The sequence below is a fragment of the Lysinibacillus sp. FSL K6-3209 genome, from assembly GCF_037976175.1.
Classification (GTDB): Bacteria; Bacillota; Bacilli; order Bacillales_A; family Planococcaceae; genus Lysinibacillus; species Lysinibacillus sphaericus_D.
Genome location: NZ_CP150264.1, coordinates 2,304,088 through 2,320,161, shown reverse-complemented (window position 1 = coordinate 2,320,161; position 16,074 = coordinate 2,304,088). Strand labels below are relative to the sequence as shown.

The following is a 16,074-nucleotide window of genomic DNA, read 5'->3' as shown; positions in this document are numbered from 1 at the left end:
GAAGCTGGGCTACTTGCCTAAGGCGGTAGCCCTTTTATGTGCATTATGCACGTTAATCAAAGGAGGAAATGAAAGTGGCTGAAATTAAAGTCCCTGAATTAGCAGAATCGATTACAGAAGGTAGTATTGCACAGTGGGTTAAAAAAGTGGGCGACCGCGTTGAAAAAGGTGAATTTATCGTTGAACTTGAAACAGATAAAGTAAACGCTGAAATCATCTCTGAAGAAGCTGGCGTATTAACACAAATTTTAGCTGAAGAAGGCGATACTGTTCTTGTAGGTCAAGTAATCGCAGTTGTTGAAGCTGGCGAAGGTGCAGCACCAGCTGCAGCACCAGTTGCAGTAGCTCCAACACCAGCAGCGCCACAAGCAGCAGCTCCAACACCAGCAGCGCCACAAGCAGCAGCTCCAACACCAGCACCAGTTGTAGAAGAAACTTCAGGTGAGCGTGTTATTGCGTCTCCTGCAGCACGTAAACTGGCTCGTGAAAAAGGTATTGACCTTGCAGCTGTATCTCCAGTAGATCCACAAGGCCGTGTACGTGTACAAGATGTTGCAGCTCATGGTACAGCACCAGTGGCAGCACCACAAGCAGCGCCAGCAGCACCAAAAGCAGTAGTAGCTGTTGACGAATCTCGTGTAACAATTGAAAAAATGAGCCGTCGTCGTCAAACAATTGCTAAACGTCTATTAGAAGTGAAGCAATCAACAGCGATGCTTACAACATTCAATGAAGTAGATATGACAAACGTAATGGCATTACGTTCACGTAAAAAAGAACAATTCTTTGAGTCAACTGGCTCTAAGCTTGGTTTCATGTCATTCTTCACTAAAGCAGTAGTGGCTGCTCTTAAAAAATACCCATATGTGAATGCTCAAATCGTTGGCGATGAAATTCACTTAAATAACTTCTTTGATATTGGTGTAGCTGTATCAACTGAAGAAGGTTTAGTAGTACCAGTTGTTCGCGATGCTGATCGTAAAAACTTTGCTGAAATTGAAGATTCAATTGCAGATTTAGCTAAAAAAGCTCGCGATAAAAAATTAGGTATCGCTGATCTTCAAGGTGGTTCATTCACGATTACAAATGGTGGTGTATTCGGTTCATTAATGTCAACACCTATTATGAACGGTACGCAAGCTGCTATTTTAGGAATGCACTCAATTAAAAAACGTCCAGTAGAAGTGAACGGTGAAGTAGAAATTCGTCCTATGATGTACTTAGCACTATCTTATGACCACCGTATTATCGATGGTAAAGATTCTGTAGGCTTCCTTAAAACAGTTAAAGAATTACTTGAAAATCCAGAAGATTTATTACTAAATTCTTAATACAAAAAAATATGTATTAGAGCCCTGCAAACTTAACGGTTTGCAGGGCTTTTTGTTGTCCATGTATAGGCAGGAATCGGAGGAATTAGGTAAGGTTATAAAGGAATAGTCTAAATTTTGTATTATTAAGTTAGTCTAAAGGCCTTTAAAATAGAAAGATACTGAATCTTTTGTATGGTCAGTGGTGTTGAACATAATAATAATTTATGAAAAAATATAAAATAATAATTACAATATTTCTACTTTCTTAGATGTAATTTATGGATTTTAGAAGGATAATAACCTAATTTTGTCATTAGTCAGAAAAATGATAAAACTATCTTGACGAATAGACTAGCTTTATAGTAATATCTAAATATCAATTAAATAAACAAACCTCACTGTTAACTATGTGAGGTAGAGGCGCGGTATTTATTAGTCCATTGCTGAGTTAAAGCAAGCGAAGACGTAATGGAGAAGGAAATATCGCCGAAGTATAAAAGGAGCTCGTACTTTTATGCTGGGTCTGCAGTGAATAAGTGCAGGACTGTCCTAGTAAATCTAATTCCAGTTTACTAGGTTGTGCTATCTCAGAATGATGGAAATTATAGTGAGGATTTGGGCAACTGTCAATAAAAGGTAAGACCTAAGTTCAAAACTTAGGTCTTTTTTTGTACAGTTGCTTTATTTTTTTTACAGAAAAGGGGAGTTTTAGATGAAAAGAAAATGGTTGCTATTTATGTTAACGGCAATGACAGCGATTTTGTTAGCAGCTTGTGGTACTGGAGACAAATCGGAAGACAAAGCATCAGGCGATGCGGCGAAAGAAGAAGCAGGTGGAGAATTCCGTATAGGTATGGAAGCAGGTTATCCTCCATTTAACTGGACACAGCAAGATGATGCAAATGGTGCAGTAAAAATTGCTGATAATGCAGAATATGCAGGCGGCTATGATGTACAAATGGCGAAAAAGATTGCTGAAGGTTTAGGAAAAGAATTAGTTATTGTCAAAATGGAATGGGATGGTTTAGTTCCAGCTCTACAATCCAAAAAAATTGATGCGATTGTAGCCGGAATGTCTCCAACTGAAGAACGTAAACAAACAATTGATTTTACAGAAAACTACTATACTTCTGATTTCGTCATGGTAATTAAAAAAGGTAGTAAATATGAAGATGCAAAATCTATTCAAGATTTTTCAGGTGCAAAAGTGACTTCACAGTTAAATACGTCTAACTACAATGTAATCGATCAAATTAAGGGCGTAGAAAAACAAACAGCAATGGAGAACTTCTCTGCAATGCGTGTCGCTTTAGAAGCAGGCAAAATTGATGGTTATGTAGCAGAGCGTCCAGAAGGTATTTCTGCTGCAGCAGCGAATGACAAATTTACATTTGTATCATTCGAAGAAGGCTTTGATACAGATATTTCAAATACTTCGATTGCAGTTGGTTTACGTAAAGGTGATGCAAGTCTAGATAAAATCAATGAAATCCTAAAAGGTATTTCAGAAGATGATCGCCAAAAAATTATGGAAGAAGCAATTCTTCAACAACCTGCAGCACAGTAATTTAGTTGGGGTTGCGCCAAAATGGAAAATAGTATACTGGAAGTACTTCTAGTATACTATTTTTTGATTTAGAAGTTTGAATCTTACGTAATGCGATAGGGGTCAGCTATCATCAAAGGCAATAGTATGCTTGGAGCATATATGGGGTAGCCTCAATTATTTCCGTTTATATAGAAGGGTGGCACCTTCTGATAAATGTTCATGTCTATGGTGTATTTCACATAATTTGAATAAAGCAACATCATTCAAATGAAGAGATGATTTCGCTAAGGCATATTTGATATCAAGCAACAACGCGTTGTTAGGAGGAACATCATGAGTTTAGATTGGATCATTTCTATTATAGAAAACAACTGGCAAATGTTTTTACGAGGTGCGTATTATACATTACTTATTTCAATTATCAGTACAGTCATTGGTGCATTTATCGGATTTTTTATTGGGATTATGCATACCATTCCAGTACGTAAAAAAGGTATAAAATATTATGTATTAAAATGTTTTAATTTTATACTGACATGCTATGTAGAATTTTTCCGTGGTACACCAATGATTGTACAAGCAATGGTAGTATTTTACGGTCTAGATATTGCTTTTGGGATTGATATGCACTTTATTACGGCAGGTATTTTAGTCGTTTCGCTTAATACAGGTGCTTATATGGCAGAAATTGTTCGTGGAGGGATTGTTTCCATTGATAAAGGACAGTACGAAGCCGCTTCTGCTATTGGGATGGGCCATGTGCAAATAATGATGTATGTCGTATTACCACAAGTTGCGCGTAATATTTTACCTGCAACAGGCAACCAATTAATTATGAATATTAAAGATACGGCCGTATTAAGTGTGATTGGCGTAACAGAACTATTTTTCCAAACGAAATCAATATCAGGTAATAACTTCCGCTATTTCGAATCATTCTTTGTGGCATGTGTGCTGTACTTTATCATGACATTTACGGCATCAAGAATTTTATTATACGTTGAAAAACGCCTTGATGGACCGGATGCTTATCAAAAAGAATTAAAGGAAATTGACTAAGGGGGACGAACAAATGGCAATCATTCAAATAGAGCATTTAAGTAAATCATTTGGACGTAACCAAGTGTTGAAAGATGTGAATTTTAAAGTAGAAAAAGGAGAGGTTGTATGTTTAATCGGTTCATCAGGTTCCGGTAAATCAACACTCTTACGTTGCATTAATTTACTTGAAACGCCAAACGGTGGCGAAATTATTTATAAAGGGGAAAATATTTTAGACGAAAAGCATAATATTAAAGCTTATCGTACCCATTTAGGCATGGTTTTCCAACAGTTTAATTTATTTAACAATCATAATGTGTTAAAAAATTGTACAGTAGGGCAAGTAAAGGTGTTAAAACGTTCAAAAGAAGAAGCAGAGAAAACAGCCTTGAAGTATCTTAAAATCGTTGGCATGGATCAATACGTCAATGCTAAGCCGCGACAACTTTCTGGTGGCCAAAAGCAGCGTGTAGCAATTGCGCGGGCATTATCGATGAATCCAGATGTGATGCTATTTGATGAACCGACATCTGCGCTAGATCCAGAAATGGTCGGGGAAGTCTTAAAAGTTATGCGGGAGTTAGCGGATTCTGGAAATACGATGTTAATCGTAACACATGAAATGGAGTTTGCGAAGGAAGTTGCAGATCGCGTTGTATTTATGGATAAAGGGGTAATTGTGGAAGAGGGACCACCATCGAAGGTGCTAGTAAACCCAGAACATGAACGTACAAAAGAGTTTTTAAAACGAACGCTGAAGTAAGTTTAGCGTTCGTTTATCTTCAGCATCAATGGATTCAGCGCGTGCTAGCACTTGATAGAATGCTTCAGTCACGTCTGTAATAGGGGAGCTCTCTGTATCAGAAATCTACAAGTAAGCAAGCCCTACCATGAAAAGTCGTGGTAGGGCTTGCGAGTGTTAGAAAAGTATCTTGAAAGAAAAAACAAGTTTCTACAGTTTGAAAAGTCCATAACAAATGGACTCATTTATTTTCTAGAATTCCATTCTGCATATAAAATAAAGCAGATGGCAAATGCAACAGCGATGATAAAAAACCATTGCGGAACACCACCAAAACTCATAACAACACCTCTAGTATCATTTTATTAGGGTAAATGTGTAAATAAAACGTCATTAAGTACAAAATATAGACTTCTATAGTTTTTTCTCCACAAAAGAGCTAAAATCGTATAAAATAAACAATAGACGTTAGCTAAGTGCTAGTAAAGAGAGGTAGAGAAATTATGTTACATTTAAAATGGAAAGATGCGCCAACACTTCGTACGGTTACGTGCAAACATACGAATGCATCAAAATATTTAGTATCCAACGTATTAACAGTAGGAAAAGAGTATGAAGTGAAAAATGAAACAGAAGAGTTCATTTTCATTATTGACAACACTGGTAATATCGGTGGTTACTACAAAGAGTATTTCGCATAAAATGAGTAGGGGTGTCACAGAGAACTTCTGAGACACCCCTTTTTATATTTAGCGACCCAGCAGATTATTCCTTCGTTGTTTTTTTCATCCCCGCAACATCGAGTTGTAAATGTTGTCTATCCTGTTCTGTAGCGGTATGCAAAGCAAAAACATCTTGAATGGCCGTTTTAAGCTCCTGCTGTGTTTCTTTAAATTTCATTACTTGCTGTTCAAAAGTAGGGCTTGTAAAACGCTCATTCGTTCGTGCCAGTCTTTCTTCTAATTGGTTATAATGATGATCCATATTCATGGATAACATCATCGCTAATTGATTTTTCCAAAGCGGAATGAGTGTCACAATTGAAAACTCTATTTTCTCAGCAAGCGTTTGATTAGCTTGTTGAATCATTCGTATTTGAGGGGCAGTTTGTAATGCAACCTGCTGGGACACTTGTAAATCATAAATACGTTGGTCAAGTCTTTCGAGTTGTGCAGTAAAATCATTGAGCTGCTGAACGGCTAGCGGTTGTTTAGTTGTTTGGACAATATCAATTTTTGTAGGTAGTTCTACTTCAATGGCTTGCTGTTTTTTCAACAGTCCAGCTGCAATAGCAGTGGCAAGCTCTTCAAAAAATCCTCTATTGTGTGCATATAGCTGTTCTAACAGTTCTACGTCTTTTAACAGTTGTAGTTGTGCACGTTCGAGTTGAACACCAATTCGTTCGACTTGAATACTAATGCGTTCAAATTCTGTTAACGTTTGTTTGATGCTAGGACTAGTTTTACCGAACATTTTTTTGAAGAAAGAAGGTTTTTTTGGCTCTAATGCCGCAGGGTCTACTCGATCTAATGTTTGCATTAAGGAATCTAGCATTTGACCAATTTTTGTGACATCTTTATCTTTCACTTGGGCGAGCATACGATCTGCAAATTGAGAGACTGCACGTTGAGAGTCTTGACCTAATGATAATACGGATTCAAAACTAGTTAGGTCGATTTGACTTGCATATAAAAGTGCACGACTTTGGGCAAGAGGTGACAATGTCTCATAGGTCTCCATCGCTTCTTGATTTGACGATGCTAAATAGCTTTGTACAAGAGGTGAGATTCCTTGCAATGAATCTAAATGGACGAAAGCATCTCTGTTAGCTGTCATTTTTCCTCGCCTCGCCATTCCAATTGTTCTTTCCGTTTTAAATTGGAACGGTTTGCGAATTCAATTTCCATTTGAAGATGATCGATATCATTAGACAGTGCATCCTTTAAGTCAATTTGAATCGTGGAATTTAAATCCGCTAATGTTTCGCGCGTCTTTGATAATGTAATTTGGATTTCTTTATCTTTGACAGGCTGTTTTGACAGCATTGTATACTTTTCAGTCAATTCAACAGCAGAAGGAAGGTGCGCATAGAAAAATGGCTCCACATTGTAAAACTTTCTTGGATCAGTTTTGACAATTTTGACGATGTTTTTTGAAATACGTGTCATTTCGAGTAATTGCTTAAAGGCTGACACCGAACGTACACGTAAATAGTTTTGGCTTAATGTTTGAATATGTTTGTTAGCTGTCGATAGCTGTAAATCAATATGTTTATACTCATCCTTTGTAATTCCTGCTATGTGCATAACTTTTCTTTTTTGATTGAGTTTTAGCAATGTTGTGCTCGTTGCATATGTTCCAGCGAACAAACAACCACCAAGGAAGAATCCTGGATTTGCCGCAAACGCTGTAATAGAAACAGTTGATAGAGAAATTAAAAGGCTAGCGGTATGTCTTGAGAAAAACTGTCCGATACTGAGCATCGTTTCTTCCTCCTTGCTTTTCAATATGTCTATCTTTTAATACGTTAAAATCGACATAAAGTTTCAATAATTATCTTAAGACTTACATAAATTTTACTGCTAATTGCTAAGTTTCTCAATAAATACACTTGTCTAATGGATAGAATTCGCATTTTAATAGGCGTATATTCTTTATAGTATGTTCGTTTTATAAAAGACCATTAGCAAAAGTCCGTTAATGAGTAGAAAAAAGAAGTCAGACTTAAACAATGTCCGACTCCATACGTACATAACCTTTTAAATCGTCGAAAAGTTCTAAAGTAAAAGAATTTGAATCTGCTTGAAGGCTAACACCCTTTTGAACAAATAGTAGAAATTCATCAATTGCTTTTTTTGAACCTTCTACCTCTACTTCTATTTGCTCTTGAGCATTCAACTTGCAGTAACCTTTCAAGCCTAGTTCTATCGCTTTTTGTTTAATAAAAAAGCGATATCCTGTTCCATAAACATCTCCGAAAAATTTAATCAGCGCTCTCTTGTTCACGCTAAAACCTCCCAAAAAGTAGAGGAGGGTAGTCCCTCCACCTTACTGCATAACACGTTCTTTTTCCAAGTATGCAATTAAATTATTAATATAGAATAGAACACGCTTCGAGGCTTCGTCTACCTCTTTTAAATGGCCATCAGCTTTTTGAATATTACCTTCTTGATATGCTTCCGCAGCCAATTTAGCCGATTTATGCACTTGTAAATGATATGCGTCTAATTCACGATAATCTTGTAAATGACCAAAACGTTCCACTGTCCGAGGAGCACTATACCATTTACCAAGTCGGCATTCAGTATGTGAAGACACGTCGCTTGGTTGTACTTCTTCTAATCCGAGGAACATATTATAAATACGCCATTTCCATAAAATATGGTCTGCTTTTGAAAGTTGTAACAAAGCAATGGAAGATAACTGGACATTATTATTCGCGATAATATCATTACGGAAGCGATTAATTTCTTGACCGAGTAAGTGAATATCGCTTGATGTATTATAACTATAATCACGAATATCATCTTGATGGCCGGAAATTTCAATCATTCGTGCGGATACTTCGTCAATAGCAGCAGCTTGCTCTTGTGAAATGGCAGCCGTATTTGTTACATCGAGATTAATTCCTTCAATTGCAGCGACAATAGCATTTAGCAATGGTAATGATTGTTTTGCTTCAATTGTTGCTTCTTTAATAATTGTTGTTGTTTCTGTTATGGAATGCGAAACATCATTGGAGTAACTTTTCAGATGGTGAACATTTGTCGATACTTCGCTAAGTGCAGAAACCGTTCCTTCTGCTAACTTGCGGACTTCTTGCGCTACAACAGCAAATCCTTTGCCATGTTCACCAGCACGAGCAGCTTCAATTGAGGCATTCAGTGCAAGTAAGTTTGTTTGATCGGCAATTTGGTTTATTAATGTCACAACGTGTTCAATATCATTGACGCGTTTTTGTAACTCAGTAAACGATTCAACGATGGTAGTAAACGTTTCTTCCGTTTTAAAAATTTCCGATAAAGCATGCTCAATGGCATTCTTACCTTTGACAGCATGGTCAACTGATTCCGTTGTTTTCTCAGAAATATGCGAGGACATACGAGCAACTTCATTGATCGATGCGGCAATTTCCTCTGTTGCGGCAGTAGATGATTGTATTTCTTCATTTTGTTTATCTAAACTAAATACTAAATCTTTCATGTACATAATTTTTGCATTTACATCCATGAGTGAAGAAATTTCAGCGACAACGTTCTCGATAATACGCTCTGTTAATACTTCCACAAGTAGTTCCTGGTCAACATTGACAGCTGATTGGAAAGATTTCATATACTCAAAAGCTTTGTATGGTTTTAAACCAAAGTTATGTAAAATGTAAGTCGTAATATAAAAGGCAAATTGGTTAAATACTACAATTAACTTACCAGGCTCATATTGGTTTTTTCGAAACAGATTAAAAAACTTTACCGTTTCATCCACATATTCATCATCACGAGTGGCCAAGAAAAATTGCGTTAAATAGCGACTAATATTTTCTTCACTGATCGTTTGTTGAGAGGAGGGAGAGATTTCATTTAAATAATTTTTAAATATTGCATTCATAGAAGGCGTAATATCCTTCAGTTTATAAAAGAGAGTCTTTAAATTTTCTTCATCTTGTTGATTAAAATGATTAAATGCCAATGTCTTGTTGAAACGGCCTGTTGCACTTAAGTTGGTCCCTCGCTTTAGCAATTCTTCTAGCTCGGCCTTAGGTCGAATACTTGAAAACATAAAAAAAATACCTCCCAAATTAAATAATGAATAATAAGGTAATAATAGCATATTGCAGGGTGTTTTAATAGACATTTCAGAAGTGTTTGCTAAAATTAGAATATCTTATAACAGCAAGGAATGTGGCAAATATGTATACAATACTTTACATGAAAGCTGACTATGAGCCTTGGTGGAAATTTGAAGGCTGGGAAGCTTTTATTCAAACGAAAGAAACGTTTGATACAAAAGAGCAATTTGAGCAGGCATTACAACGGAAATTACAGCATTTTCGATCAGTATATGAACATGAAGCGACTAAAGAGGGAGGTTTTTGGGCTTTTTGGTCTGAAGATGAAAGTTTTTACTGTGAAGCCTGTGATGATGATGCCCAAGTATACCATGGCATAATGGCGTTTGAAGGGCATTGTTAAATAAATTTTCAAATTAATTAAAAAAACAATTTTCTTTATTTGACAAAATTATGAATGGTGGTATACTTAACTTAACAATTTAATTGCTTCACCGGAAACATGGATTCACATATTACAAAAAGTGATCGCGTTAGTTCGGTACTCTTTGTAATATGTGAATTTTTTTAATTCGTTGAAGAAATTACATATTGTTCACTTTTATTTTTTTGGAGGTTTTTTTAAATGAAACAAGGTACAGTAAAATGGTTTAACTCAGAAAAAGGTTTTGGATTCATCGAAGTTGAAGGCGAAAACGACGTATTCGTACACTTCTCAGCTATCCAAGGCGAAGGTTTCAAAACACTTGACGAAGGTCAAAAAGTGGAATTCGAAGTTGTAGATGGCAACCGCGGACCACAAGCTGCTAACGTAACTAAACTTTAATTCTCAGTAATTAAAATTACTTTCGTTAAAAAAAGGCACCCTATTTATATAGGGTGCTTTTTTTGTATACTTTTGTGCTAGTTCGACAATAGTAAGGACAGGTATTTTGCTATGGACTCGTTTTCAATAGTTCATTTTTAATTATTAATAGGATTATTTTTTGTTTTAGGGTATTAGGGAATTAAAGAGTAGAAGGAGGTAGCTCAAAATGGATAACAACTTAAACAAACAGAATAAGCAGGAACATCATGATTTTTATCAAACATTGCGGGAGAAATTTGTACAATTTTTCACTTCAAAAACAGGGAAGAACCATCACTATGCGGATTATTTATTATTTGTACCTGATATATTTCATTTACTAATTAAAATCGTGACAGATCCTGCAATTGACTCTAAAAGTAAAACATTAATTGGGGCAACCATTACGTATTTTATTTTCCCAATGGATGTTTTACCAGAAGGTATATTTGGTTTTGGCGGTTTTCTGGATGACTTGATGTTAGCCACGTATGTTCTTAATATGACGATTAATAAATTGGGCCCTGAAGTGATTGAAAAACATTGGACTGGTGATGAAAAATTACTTGGACTTTTACAAAAACTAACAGAAACAAGCGAGGAACTTTTAAGTAAGGTTCCTGCAAAATCAATTGTTACAAACTATCTGAACAAAAACAATAAATAATAATATTATGTTAACTTATATTATTCCGAATTAAAATCATGGCTGGGACATAACTAAAAAAATTTAAGCAACAGACGAAAGGTGTTCATAATTTTTTGCTATATGGAGCTTAGCAAACTTAGCTATTCTTGCATTTGCATTAAATAAAAAATTAGAAGTGTTCACTAGTTGTTGGTAGCGGAGGCGGTGACTCCTGCGGGAACAGCACATAATGTAAGACGCAACAGACCGCGCGTTAGCGAGGGTTGCGGCTTACGTGTGTGCCCGCGGAAAGCACCGCCATAGCGGACAACAACGGTATAGCAAAAAAGTGTTAGATTGACTGCCATCAATCTAACACTTTTTCTCTTTTGTCCCAGCCTCGATTGTTCGCTTTGTTCACTGTACTTTCTCCATGTACTGTAAACTATAATTTAACCTTTACTTCAGTGCCATCATTTGCTTTGACATCCACTAGTACGATTCCTTTATAATTTTTTAGCTCCCGAACAATAGGTTTGAGCATTTCTCTATCTATTGGAGGAAACGTAAAGTCTATTTTGTTCCTTTCAAAGTGATCTTTTGTCCATTTGTTTGCCATTAGCTGCATAAACTTTGAAGTTAAAATGGAAATAGCGATATTGACAAGTGCATATGGAATAGGAATGGTGAAGCGCAAACCTTTTGCTTTCACTTTTACATACATCATAAGCGTTTCACTATTCAATAATAACTGAAACGGTATCCCCGTCTGCAGATTTAATATCAACAATTTGGCCATCTAATTCGTTTTCGATTGCTTCTAAGATAAGGTTGATATCTATATCTTTAACGTATTTTTCTGATTGAGGTATGCTTGCAGCAATGCTGTGACCTGCCATTAATATTACTTTTACAAGTTTTATAGGCAAATTAACTGTAACATTATCATTTTCGGCAGAAATCACACGAATTTTTAATGTTTTATCTAAATAGGTAGTTGGTTTTTCTAACGATATATTTCCCGTTTCTTCTTTATCCTTTAACGCTTGAATTAGTTCAGATCCTTTGTCTGCATCAATTTTTCCTTCTTGAATCATTGTTAACACTCTTGAAATTTCCTCTTTCATCATTGATTCCTCCTTATTCTTCTTTTAAAAGTTTAATGGCTTCTTCAGCTGTGATTTCGCCATTTTCCAACATAGTGACAACTTTTTTCTCGTCGATTTCATTTTTCTTTTTTGGCTCATATCCAAGGGATGAAATAATGTCTGTTAACTTGCCTCTAACAGTAGGATAGGAAATACCCAATTCTTTTTCTACTTCTTTAATATTCCCTCTGCATGTCAAAAATACTTCCACAAAATGCTGCTGATCCTTCGATAAGGAAGCCAATTTCGATAATTCAAATTCATTTTCAATCGTAGTGTGACAATGAGAGCACTTCAGCCTGGTTATTTTTAGTGTTTTACTACAGACCGGACAATTCGTAATTACTTTATAAGCCATTAGCGTGACATTCCTTTCTATTTGTTGATTAAATTATATAATAAAAAATAAATAAAATAAACATTTAAATTAAATAAATTAATTTTATTTATGAAAAACATTAAATAATTAATAAATCATTTTGATATTAGTGTTGTTATGTGGAGCGGAAGGGCGATAGGAGAAGTGACTTACCTTACGAAGGAGAGTACAAGTATGTCTAACTGAAAACATATCGTGAGTGATGAGTAAAAAATCATGCGAAATGCCAGGAAAGATGTAAAATGAGAAGCCCCGCCGCTATCCATAGAAGATAGATGGCGGGGCTTTCATTCATCATAGAAGTTATATTGCTCGATTTGTTCTTGTAAAACATGTACAGGTATAAACAACCCTACTCGTCCATAAGGCTCCTTTTTCATGGTGGCGAACACAATACCGATCACATCACCGTCTGTATTGAAAACAGGGCTCCCACTATTGCCTTTGTATACAGGTGCTTGCATCATCATAACGGGCACCTGCCAATCATCAAGATAAATTTCATTCAGTAATGTTCCTTTATTTGCAATACCTGTGAAAGCTAGTGGATTTCCAATGAAATAAACTGCTTCATCCTCTTGATAACTAGGGCGATTGGCAAGCGTTAACGACGGTAGATTGGTACCAGTAACTTGCAAAAGAGCTAAATCGACTTCAGGAAAACTTTGTACTAATTGTGCTTCCATAAGCCCTTGTTCTGGAAAGACAACAGACAATGTAAGCGCATTTTCCACCACATGGGCATTTGTTACAACTAAGCCATCTGGAGAAATGACAAAGCCTGTCCCTTTACTAGAGCCAGTAGAAACTTCAACAATTGCTTTTTTATATGTCTGAATATCTTCTTTTTTGGATAATTGACTGGAGACCTTGAGAAATTCAATAGCTGGTATCGAGTAAATTTGGAAAATCAGTGCAAACGTATTCATAAATAAGACGAATGCCATGCACCATATCATCCATTTAATAATGGGCTTTTGCTTCCTTACCTTGCTTCCTTGCAGGCGTCTTTCTCGTTCTTCAGCTAAAGCCTTTTGTTGCTCCGCCAGTACAAGTTCAATCAATTCCTCTTCTGTTAACTCTTCTTCAGTAGTGTGCTTATGTATGTCGCTCATGGAAGCTACCTCCTTAGTTAAAGAAAAAGGCGCCAAGAGAGACGCCAGTGCAGACAATTTATTCGATTTTTTGAAGCGTTGACGTGACCTTGAATATTTCTTCACTATTTGTTTTCATTTCGTCTTTAGTGTAGATAAGCCCAACACCTTTGGCAAAATATTTAGTTATCGTTATGTTGTCCTTTGTTTTACTAAGCTCAATTACATTGCGGAAGGTGGTGAAACTCGTTTTGATAGAGGTGGTAGTCGATACAATTACCCAACCATCAAAGCGGCGCCCAACTTGCAGCGGTTGTTGTAAAATCGTTTCAATAACCGGAAAGGTTGCTACTTCTTGTGCTGTTGGCAAAGTAGGTGCTTCATCGACCGCTTCCATATAGACAAGTTCTATAGCAGTATTCGTAATGCGATAGACTTTTAATAAAATGACACCGCCATTATTTTCGATTTGGGCAATTGCCGTTTTATCGATATAGCTTGTCTGAAGTGTGTAACTAGCAAATTCGTTCCCTTCACCTTGAAAGTAAGCTGTAGATCCATCTGGTGGGAAATAGTCAGTAAACATTTCTGCATCTAGCTGTTTTGTGTTTTGCTCCTCTGATTGGGTCTTGTCATGATTCGTTGCAAGGCTAGTTTGTTCCTGACGCGCATTCCTTTGATTGTTTGTACAGCCAACAAGAATAAGTGCTAGACATAAGAATAGGATTTGTCTCATATCCAACTCCTTTTGCCATTTTTCTTTAAGTATACGTGAAGTGACGACTAGATACGAATATTAAGAGAACCAGCTCTCTAAAAATGTAATGCGTTTTTGTGTTGCATCCACTTTGACACGTAAACCAAGTGGCATGGCGTGCAATGGGTGTGTATGACAACAATCCACCTCCGCCAAGATTGGTATATTTAACCCGTCCAGCTGTTCTAACAGAACATCATATGGTTTTCGTCCTGTTCCTTCATCATCGTATTGCTCATGTTTACCTAAAATAATTGCTGAAATTTTGTCGAAGAAGCCATGTAATTTTAGCATGGCGAAGTTTTTCTCGACTACAGCAATCGTTTTGGATGTATCTTCTAACAGTAAAATATCGCCTTCTTTTATTTGTGGGAAGAAGGGGGTTCCTATAAAACCATACATTGTATTGATATTGCCACCGATTAAACGACCTTCCGCATTTCCTTGTTGTACGGTAATCCATGCATTATCATGTTGTGTTTTTTCTACAGTTTTTTCAAGCCAATTAATACGGTCGTCCGTCCAGATAGGGGGAGTGGGCATTTCATAAGGAATTGGCACGTCTTGCATAAACAACTCTTTAAAATATTGTTCTGTGTAGTTGACGAATGGTGGGAATTCACCGAATGTGGATGCAACAGAAGGACCGTAAAACACCGGAATGCCAGTCTTTGCATAGATGGCAAGTAGGATGGCTGTTACATCCGACAAGCCCACAAGTATTTTAGGCGTTTGTTGTAACGCTGCATAATCTATATAAGGCAACATACTATTTGCATTTGTGCCTCCCATCGTAGGCAATATCATTTTCACCGTAGGATCCCGTAGTAAATCATTGAGCTCTTGTGCTCGTTCCTTCGGCGATCCAGAACGGTATGTATCACTTTTGCCAGTTAATAGACCTTCCTTGATGGTAAAGCCGAGTGCCTGTAATCTTGCCTTACCTCGTTCATAACGTGCTTTAGCAAGTACTGAGGCTGGTTTGGAGGGCGAATAAATACCGATAGTATCGCCTTGTTTTAATGGGGAGAACATAAAATACCTCTTTCCAATTATTTAAGTTGTAGCCCATTATACATGATTTTACAACTATATGGGTGAACTCTGCTACTTTATGAAATAGATGCTACTTTCAACAGAAATTTAGACCATTTGTAGCAAAGTTGATATTGTTATGTATGTTAATCATATTCTAGAAACTTGCGATACTGTTTAGAATTGACTATGATAATGTCAGAATCAAAAAATGGGGGCGATTCGATGTATCGGCAAGTAGAAGATTTTCTAAACGACTGGACAATTGCAGCGGAAGGAACGGTTCAAGTACTAAAAGCAATGACGGATGATACGTTAGACCAATGTATTGTGGAAGGGCATAATTCATTAGCTTGGTTAGGCTGGCATTTAGTTGGTGCAGCAGGCTATTTTAGTTATTTAGCAGGTTTAACTGTGCCAATGATTCGTCAAGAAGATCCAGTTCCAACTACAGCAGCAGAAATAGTAGCGACATATGAAAAGATAGCCAACAGTATTAAAGAGGAAGCGGCGAAGCTTTCAAATGAGGGCTTACTAGAAGAAGTGAACAGTTTTAAAGGACCGATTTCTAAAGGCGCATTATTACGCGCAATGATTGATCATCAAACACATCATCGTGGACAAATGACTGTACTATTACGACAAGCTGGTTTACCTGTACCAGGTGTATTAGGACCAACGAAAGAAATGCAATAATCCAATTAGATGGCAAATACATGTAGTATTTGTCGTTTTTTAATTTCCAAAATAAAAAC

At 36.6% G+C, this 16,074-nt stretch carries 19 protein-coding genes and 1 riboswitch; of the genes, 9 read left to right on the top strand and 10 right to left on the bottom strand.

Features of this window, described 5'->3' with window-relative positions; genetic code table 11:
* Positions 1–74: 74 nt before the first annotated feature.
* The 5 genes from odhB to MHH88_RS11080 all read left to right on the top strand — a co-directional run bounded on the left by odhB (position 75) and on the right by MHH88_RS11080 (position 5,346).
* Positions 75–1,331 carry a 2-oxoglutarate dehydrogenase complex dihydrolipoyllysine-residue succinyltransferase gene (odhB, locus tag MHH88_RS11100; protein ID WP_339258016.1) on the top strand — a complete coding sequence of 419 codons (1,257 nt, stop codon included), beginning with the start codon at positions 75–77 and terminating at the stop codon, positions 1,329–1,331.
* A gap of 389 nt (positions 1,332–1,720) precedes the next feature.
* Positions 1,721–1,906: riboswitch (Lysine riboswitch) on the top strand.
* Positions 1,907–2,025: 119 nt separating this feature from the next.
* Positions 2,026–2,880 carry a transporter substrate-binding domain-containing protein gene (locus MHH88_RS11095; RefSeq protein ID WP_339258014.1) on the top strand — a complete coding sequence of 285 codons (855 nt, stop codon included), beginning with the start codon at positions 2,026–2,028 and terminating at the stop codon, positions 2,878–2,880.
* Between the two features lie 315 nt (positions 2,881–3,195).
* Positions 3,196–3,921 (top strand): amino acid ABC transporter permease, encoded by a 726-nt coding sequence (locus MHH88_RS11090; RefSeq protein WP_069512545.1) that lies wholly within the window; start codon positions 3,196–3,198, stop codon positions 3,919–3,921.
* A gap of 13 nt (positions 3,922–3,934) precedes the next feature.
* The gene (locus tag MHH88_RS11085; protein WP_069512546.1) at positions 3,935–4,666 is read left to right on the top strand and encodes an amino acid ABC transporter ATP-binding protein; all 732 of its coding nucleotides are present in this window, start codon (positions 3,935–3,937) and stop codon (positions 4,664–4,666) included.
* Between the two features lie 482 nt (positions 4,667–5,148).
* Positions 5,149–5,346, top strand: a complete 198-nt coding sequence (locus tag MHH88_RS11080) for a DUF6501 family protein (protein ID WP_025219552.1) — start codon at positions 5,149–5,151, stop codon at positions 5,344–5,346.
* A 64-nt stretch (positions 5,347–5,410) separates the two neighbouring features.
* On the opposite strand, the gene MHH88_RS11075 is transcribed toward MHH88_RS11080, so the two are convergent.
* From MHH88_RS11075 to MHH88_RS11060, 4 genes are all read right to left on the bottom strand, one after another.
* Positions 5,411–6,481, bottom strand: coding sequence for a toxic anion resistance protein (locus MHH88_RS11075; protein WP_069512547.1), 1,071 nt, complete (start codon positions 6,479–6,481; stop codon positions 5,411–5,413).
* A complete protein-coding gene (locus MHH88_RS11070; protein ID WP_339258004.1) occupies positions 6,478–7,128 on the bottom strand; it encodes a 5-bromo-4-chloroindolyl phosphate hydrolysis family protein in 651 nt (216 codons plus the stop codon). The genes MHH88_RS11075 and MHH88_RS11070 overlap by 4 nt, the downstream gene beginning before the upstream one ends.
* A 241-nt stretch (positions 7,129–7,369) precedes the next feature.
* Complete coding sequence (locus tag MHH88_RS11065) at positions 7,370–7,651, bottom strand: acylphosphatase (RefSeq protein WP_069512549.1); 282 nt, start codon at positions 7,649–7,651, stop codon at positions 7,370–7,372.
* A 42-nt stretch (positions 7,652–7,693) separates the two neighbouring features.
* Positions 7,694–9,421, bottom strand: a complete 1,728-nt coding sequence (locus MHH88_RS11060; protein ID WP_339258001.1) for a globin-coupled sensor protein — start codon at positions 9,419–9,421, stop codon at positions 7,694–7,696.
* A gap of 149 nt (positions 9,422–9,570) precedes the next feature.
* On the opposite strand from MHH88_RS11060, the gene MHH88_RS11055 reads away from it, so the two are divergent.
* The 3 genes from MHH88_RS11055 (at position 9,571) to MHH88_RS11045 (ending at position 10,945) form a co-directional block, all read left to right on the top strand.
* Positions 9,571–9,834, top strand: coding sequence for a DUF1033 family protein (locus MHH88_RS11055; RefSeq protein ID WP_339257999.1), 264 nt, complete (start codon positions 9,571–9,573; stop codon positions 9,832–9,834).
* Between the two features lie 222 nt (positions 9,835–10,056).
* Positions 10,057–10,257 (top strand): cold-shock protein, encoded by a 201-nt coding sequence (locus MHH88_RS11050; protein WP_004230088.1) that lies wholly within the window; start codon positions 10,057–10,059, stop codon positions 10,255–10,257.
* 208 nt (positions 10,258–10,465) lie between these two features.
* Positions 10,466–10,945 (top strand): DUF1232 domain-containing protein, encoded by a 480-nt coding sequence (locus MHH88_RS11045; RefSeq protein WP_339257997.1) that lies wholly within the window; start codon positions 10,466–10,468, stop codon positions 10,943–10,945.
* 406 nt (positions 10,946–11,351) lie between these two features.
* On the opposite strand, the gene MHH88_RS11040 is transcribed toward MHH88_RS11045, so the two are convergent.
* The 6 genes from MHH88_RS11040 to MHH88_RS11015 form a co-directional block, all read right to left on the bottom strand.
* The gene (locus tag MHH88_RS11040; protein WP_339257995.1) at positions 11,352–11,633 is read right to left on the bottom strand and encodes a hypothetical protein; all 282 of its coding nucleotides are present in this window, start codon (positions 11,631–11,633) and stop codon (positions 11,352–11,354) included.
* Between the two features lie 10 nt (positions 11,634–11,643).
* Positions 11,644–12,033 (bottom strand): hypothetical protein, encoded by a 390-nt coding sequence (locus MHH88_RS11035; RefSeq protein WP_024361648.1) that lies wholly within the window; start codon positions 12,031–12,033, stop codon positions 11,644–11,646.
* Positions 12,034–12,046: 13 nt separating this feature from the next.
* On the bottom strand, positions 12,047–12,412 hold the full coding sequence (locus MHH88_RS11030; RefSeq protein WP_339257993.1) for a DUF2089 domain-containing protein: 366 nt from the start codon (positions 12,410–12,412) through the stop codon (positions 12,047–12,049).
* A gap of 308 nt (positions 12,413–12,720) precedes the next feature.
* Positions 12,721–13,548 (bottom strand): serine protease, encoded by an 828-nt coding sequence (locus tag MHH88_RS11025; protein ID WP_339257991.1) that lies wholly within the window; start codon positions 13,546–13,548, stop codon positions 12,721–12,723.
* Positions 13,549–13,606: 58 nt separating this feature from the next.
* Positions 13,607–14,263, bottom strand: a complete 657-nt coding sequence (locus MHH88_RS11020; RefSeq protein WP_339257989.1) for a hypothetical protein — start codon at positions 14,261–14,263, stop codon at positions 13,607–13,609.
* A gap of 60 nt (positions 14,264–14,323) precedes the next feature.
* Positions 14,324–15,319 (bottom strand): S66 peptidase family protein, encoded by a 996-nt coding sequence (locus MHH88_RS11015; RefSeq protein WP_339257987.1) that lies wholly within the window; start codon positions 15,317–15,319, stop codon positions 14,324–14,326.
* Between the two features lie 225 nt (positions 15,320–15,544).
* Here MHH88_RS11015 and MHH88_RS11010 point away from each other — a divergent pair, with 225 nt between their 5' ends.
* On the top strand, positions 15,545–16,015 hold the full coding sequence (locus tag MHH88_RS11010) for a DinB family protein (protein ID WP_339263046.1): 471 nt from the start codon (positions 15,545–15,547) through the stop codon (positions 16,013–16,015).
* Positions 16,016–16,074: the final 59 nt, after the last annotated feature.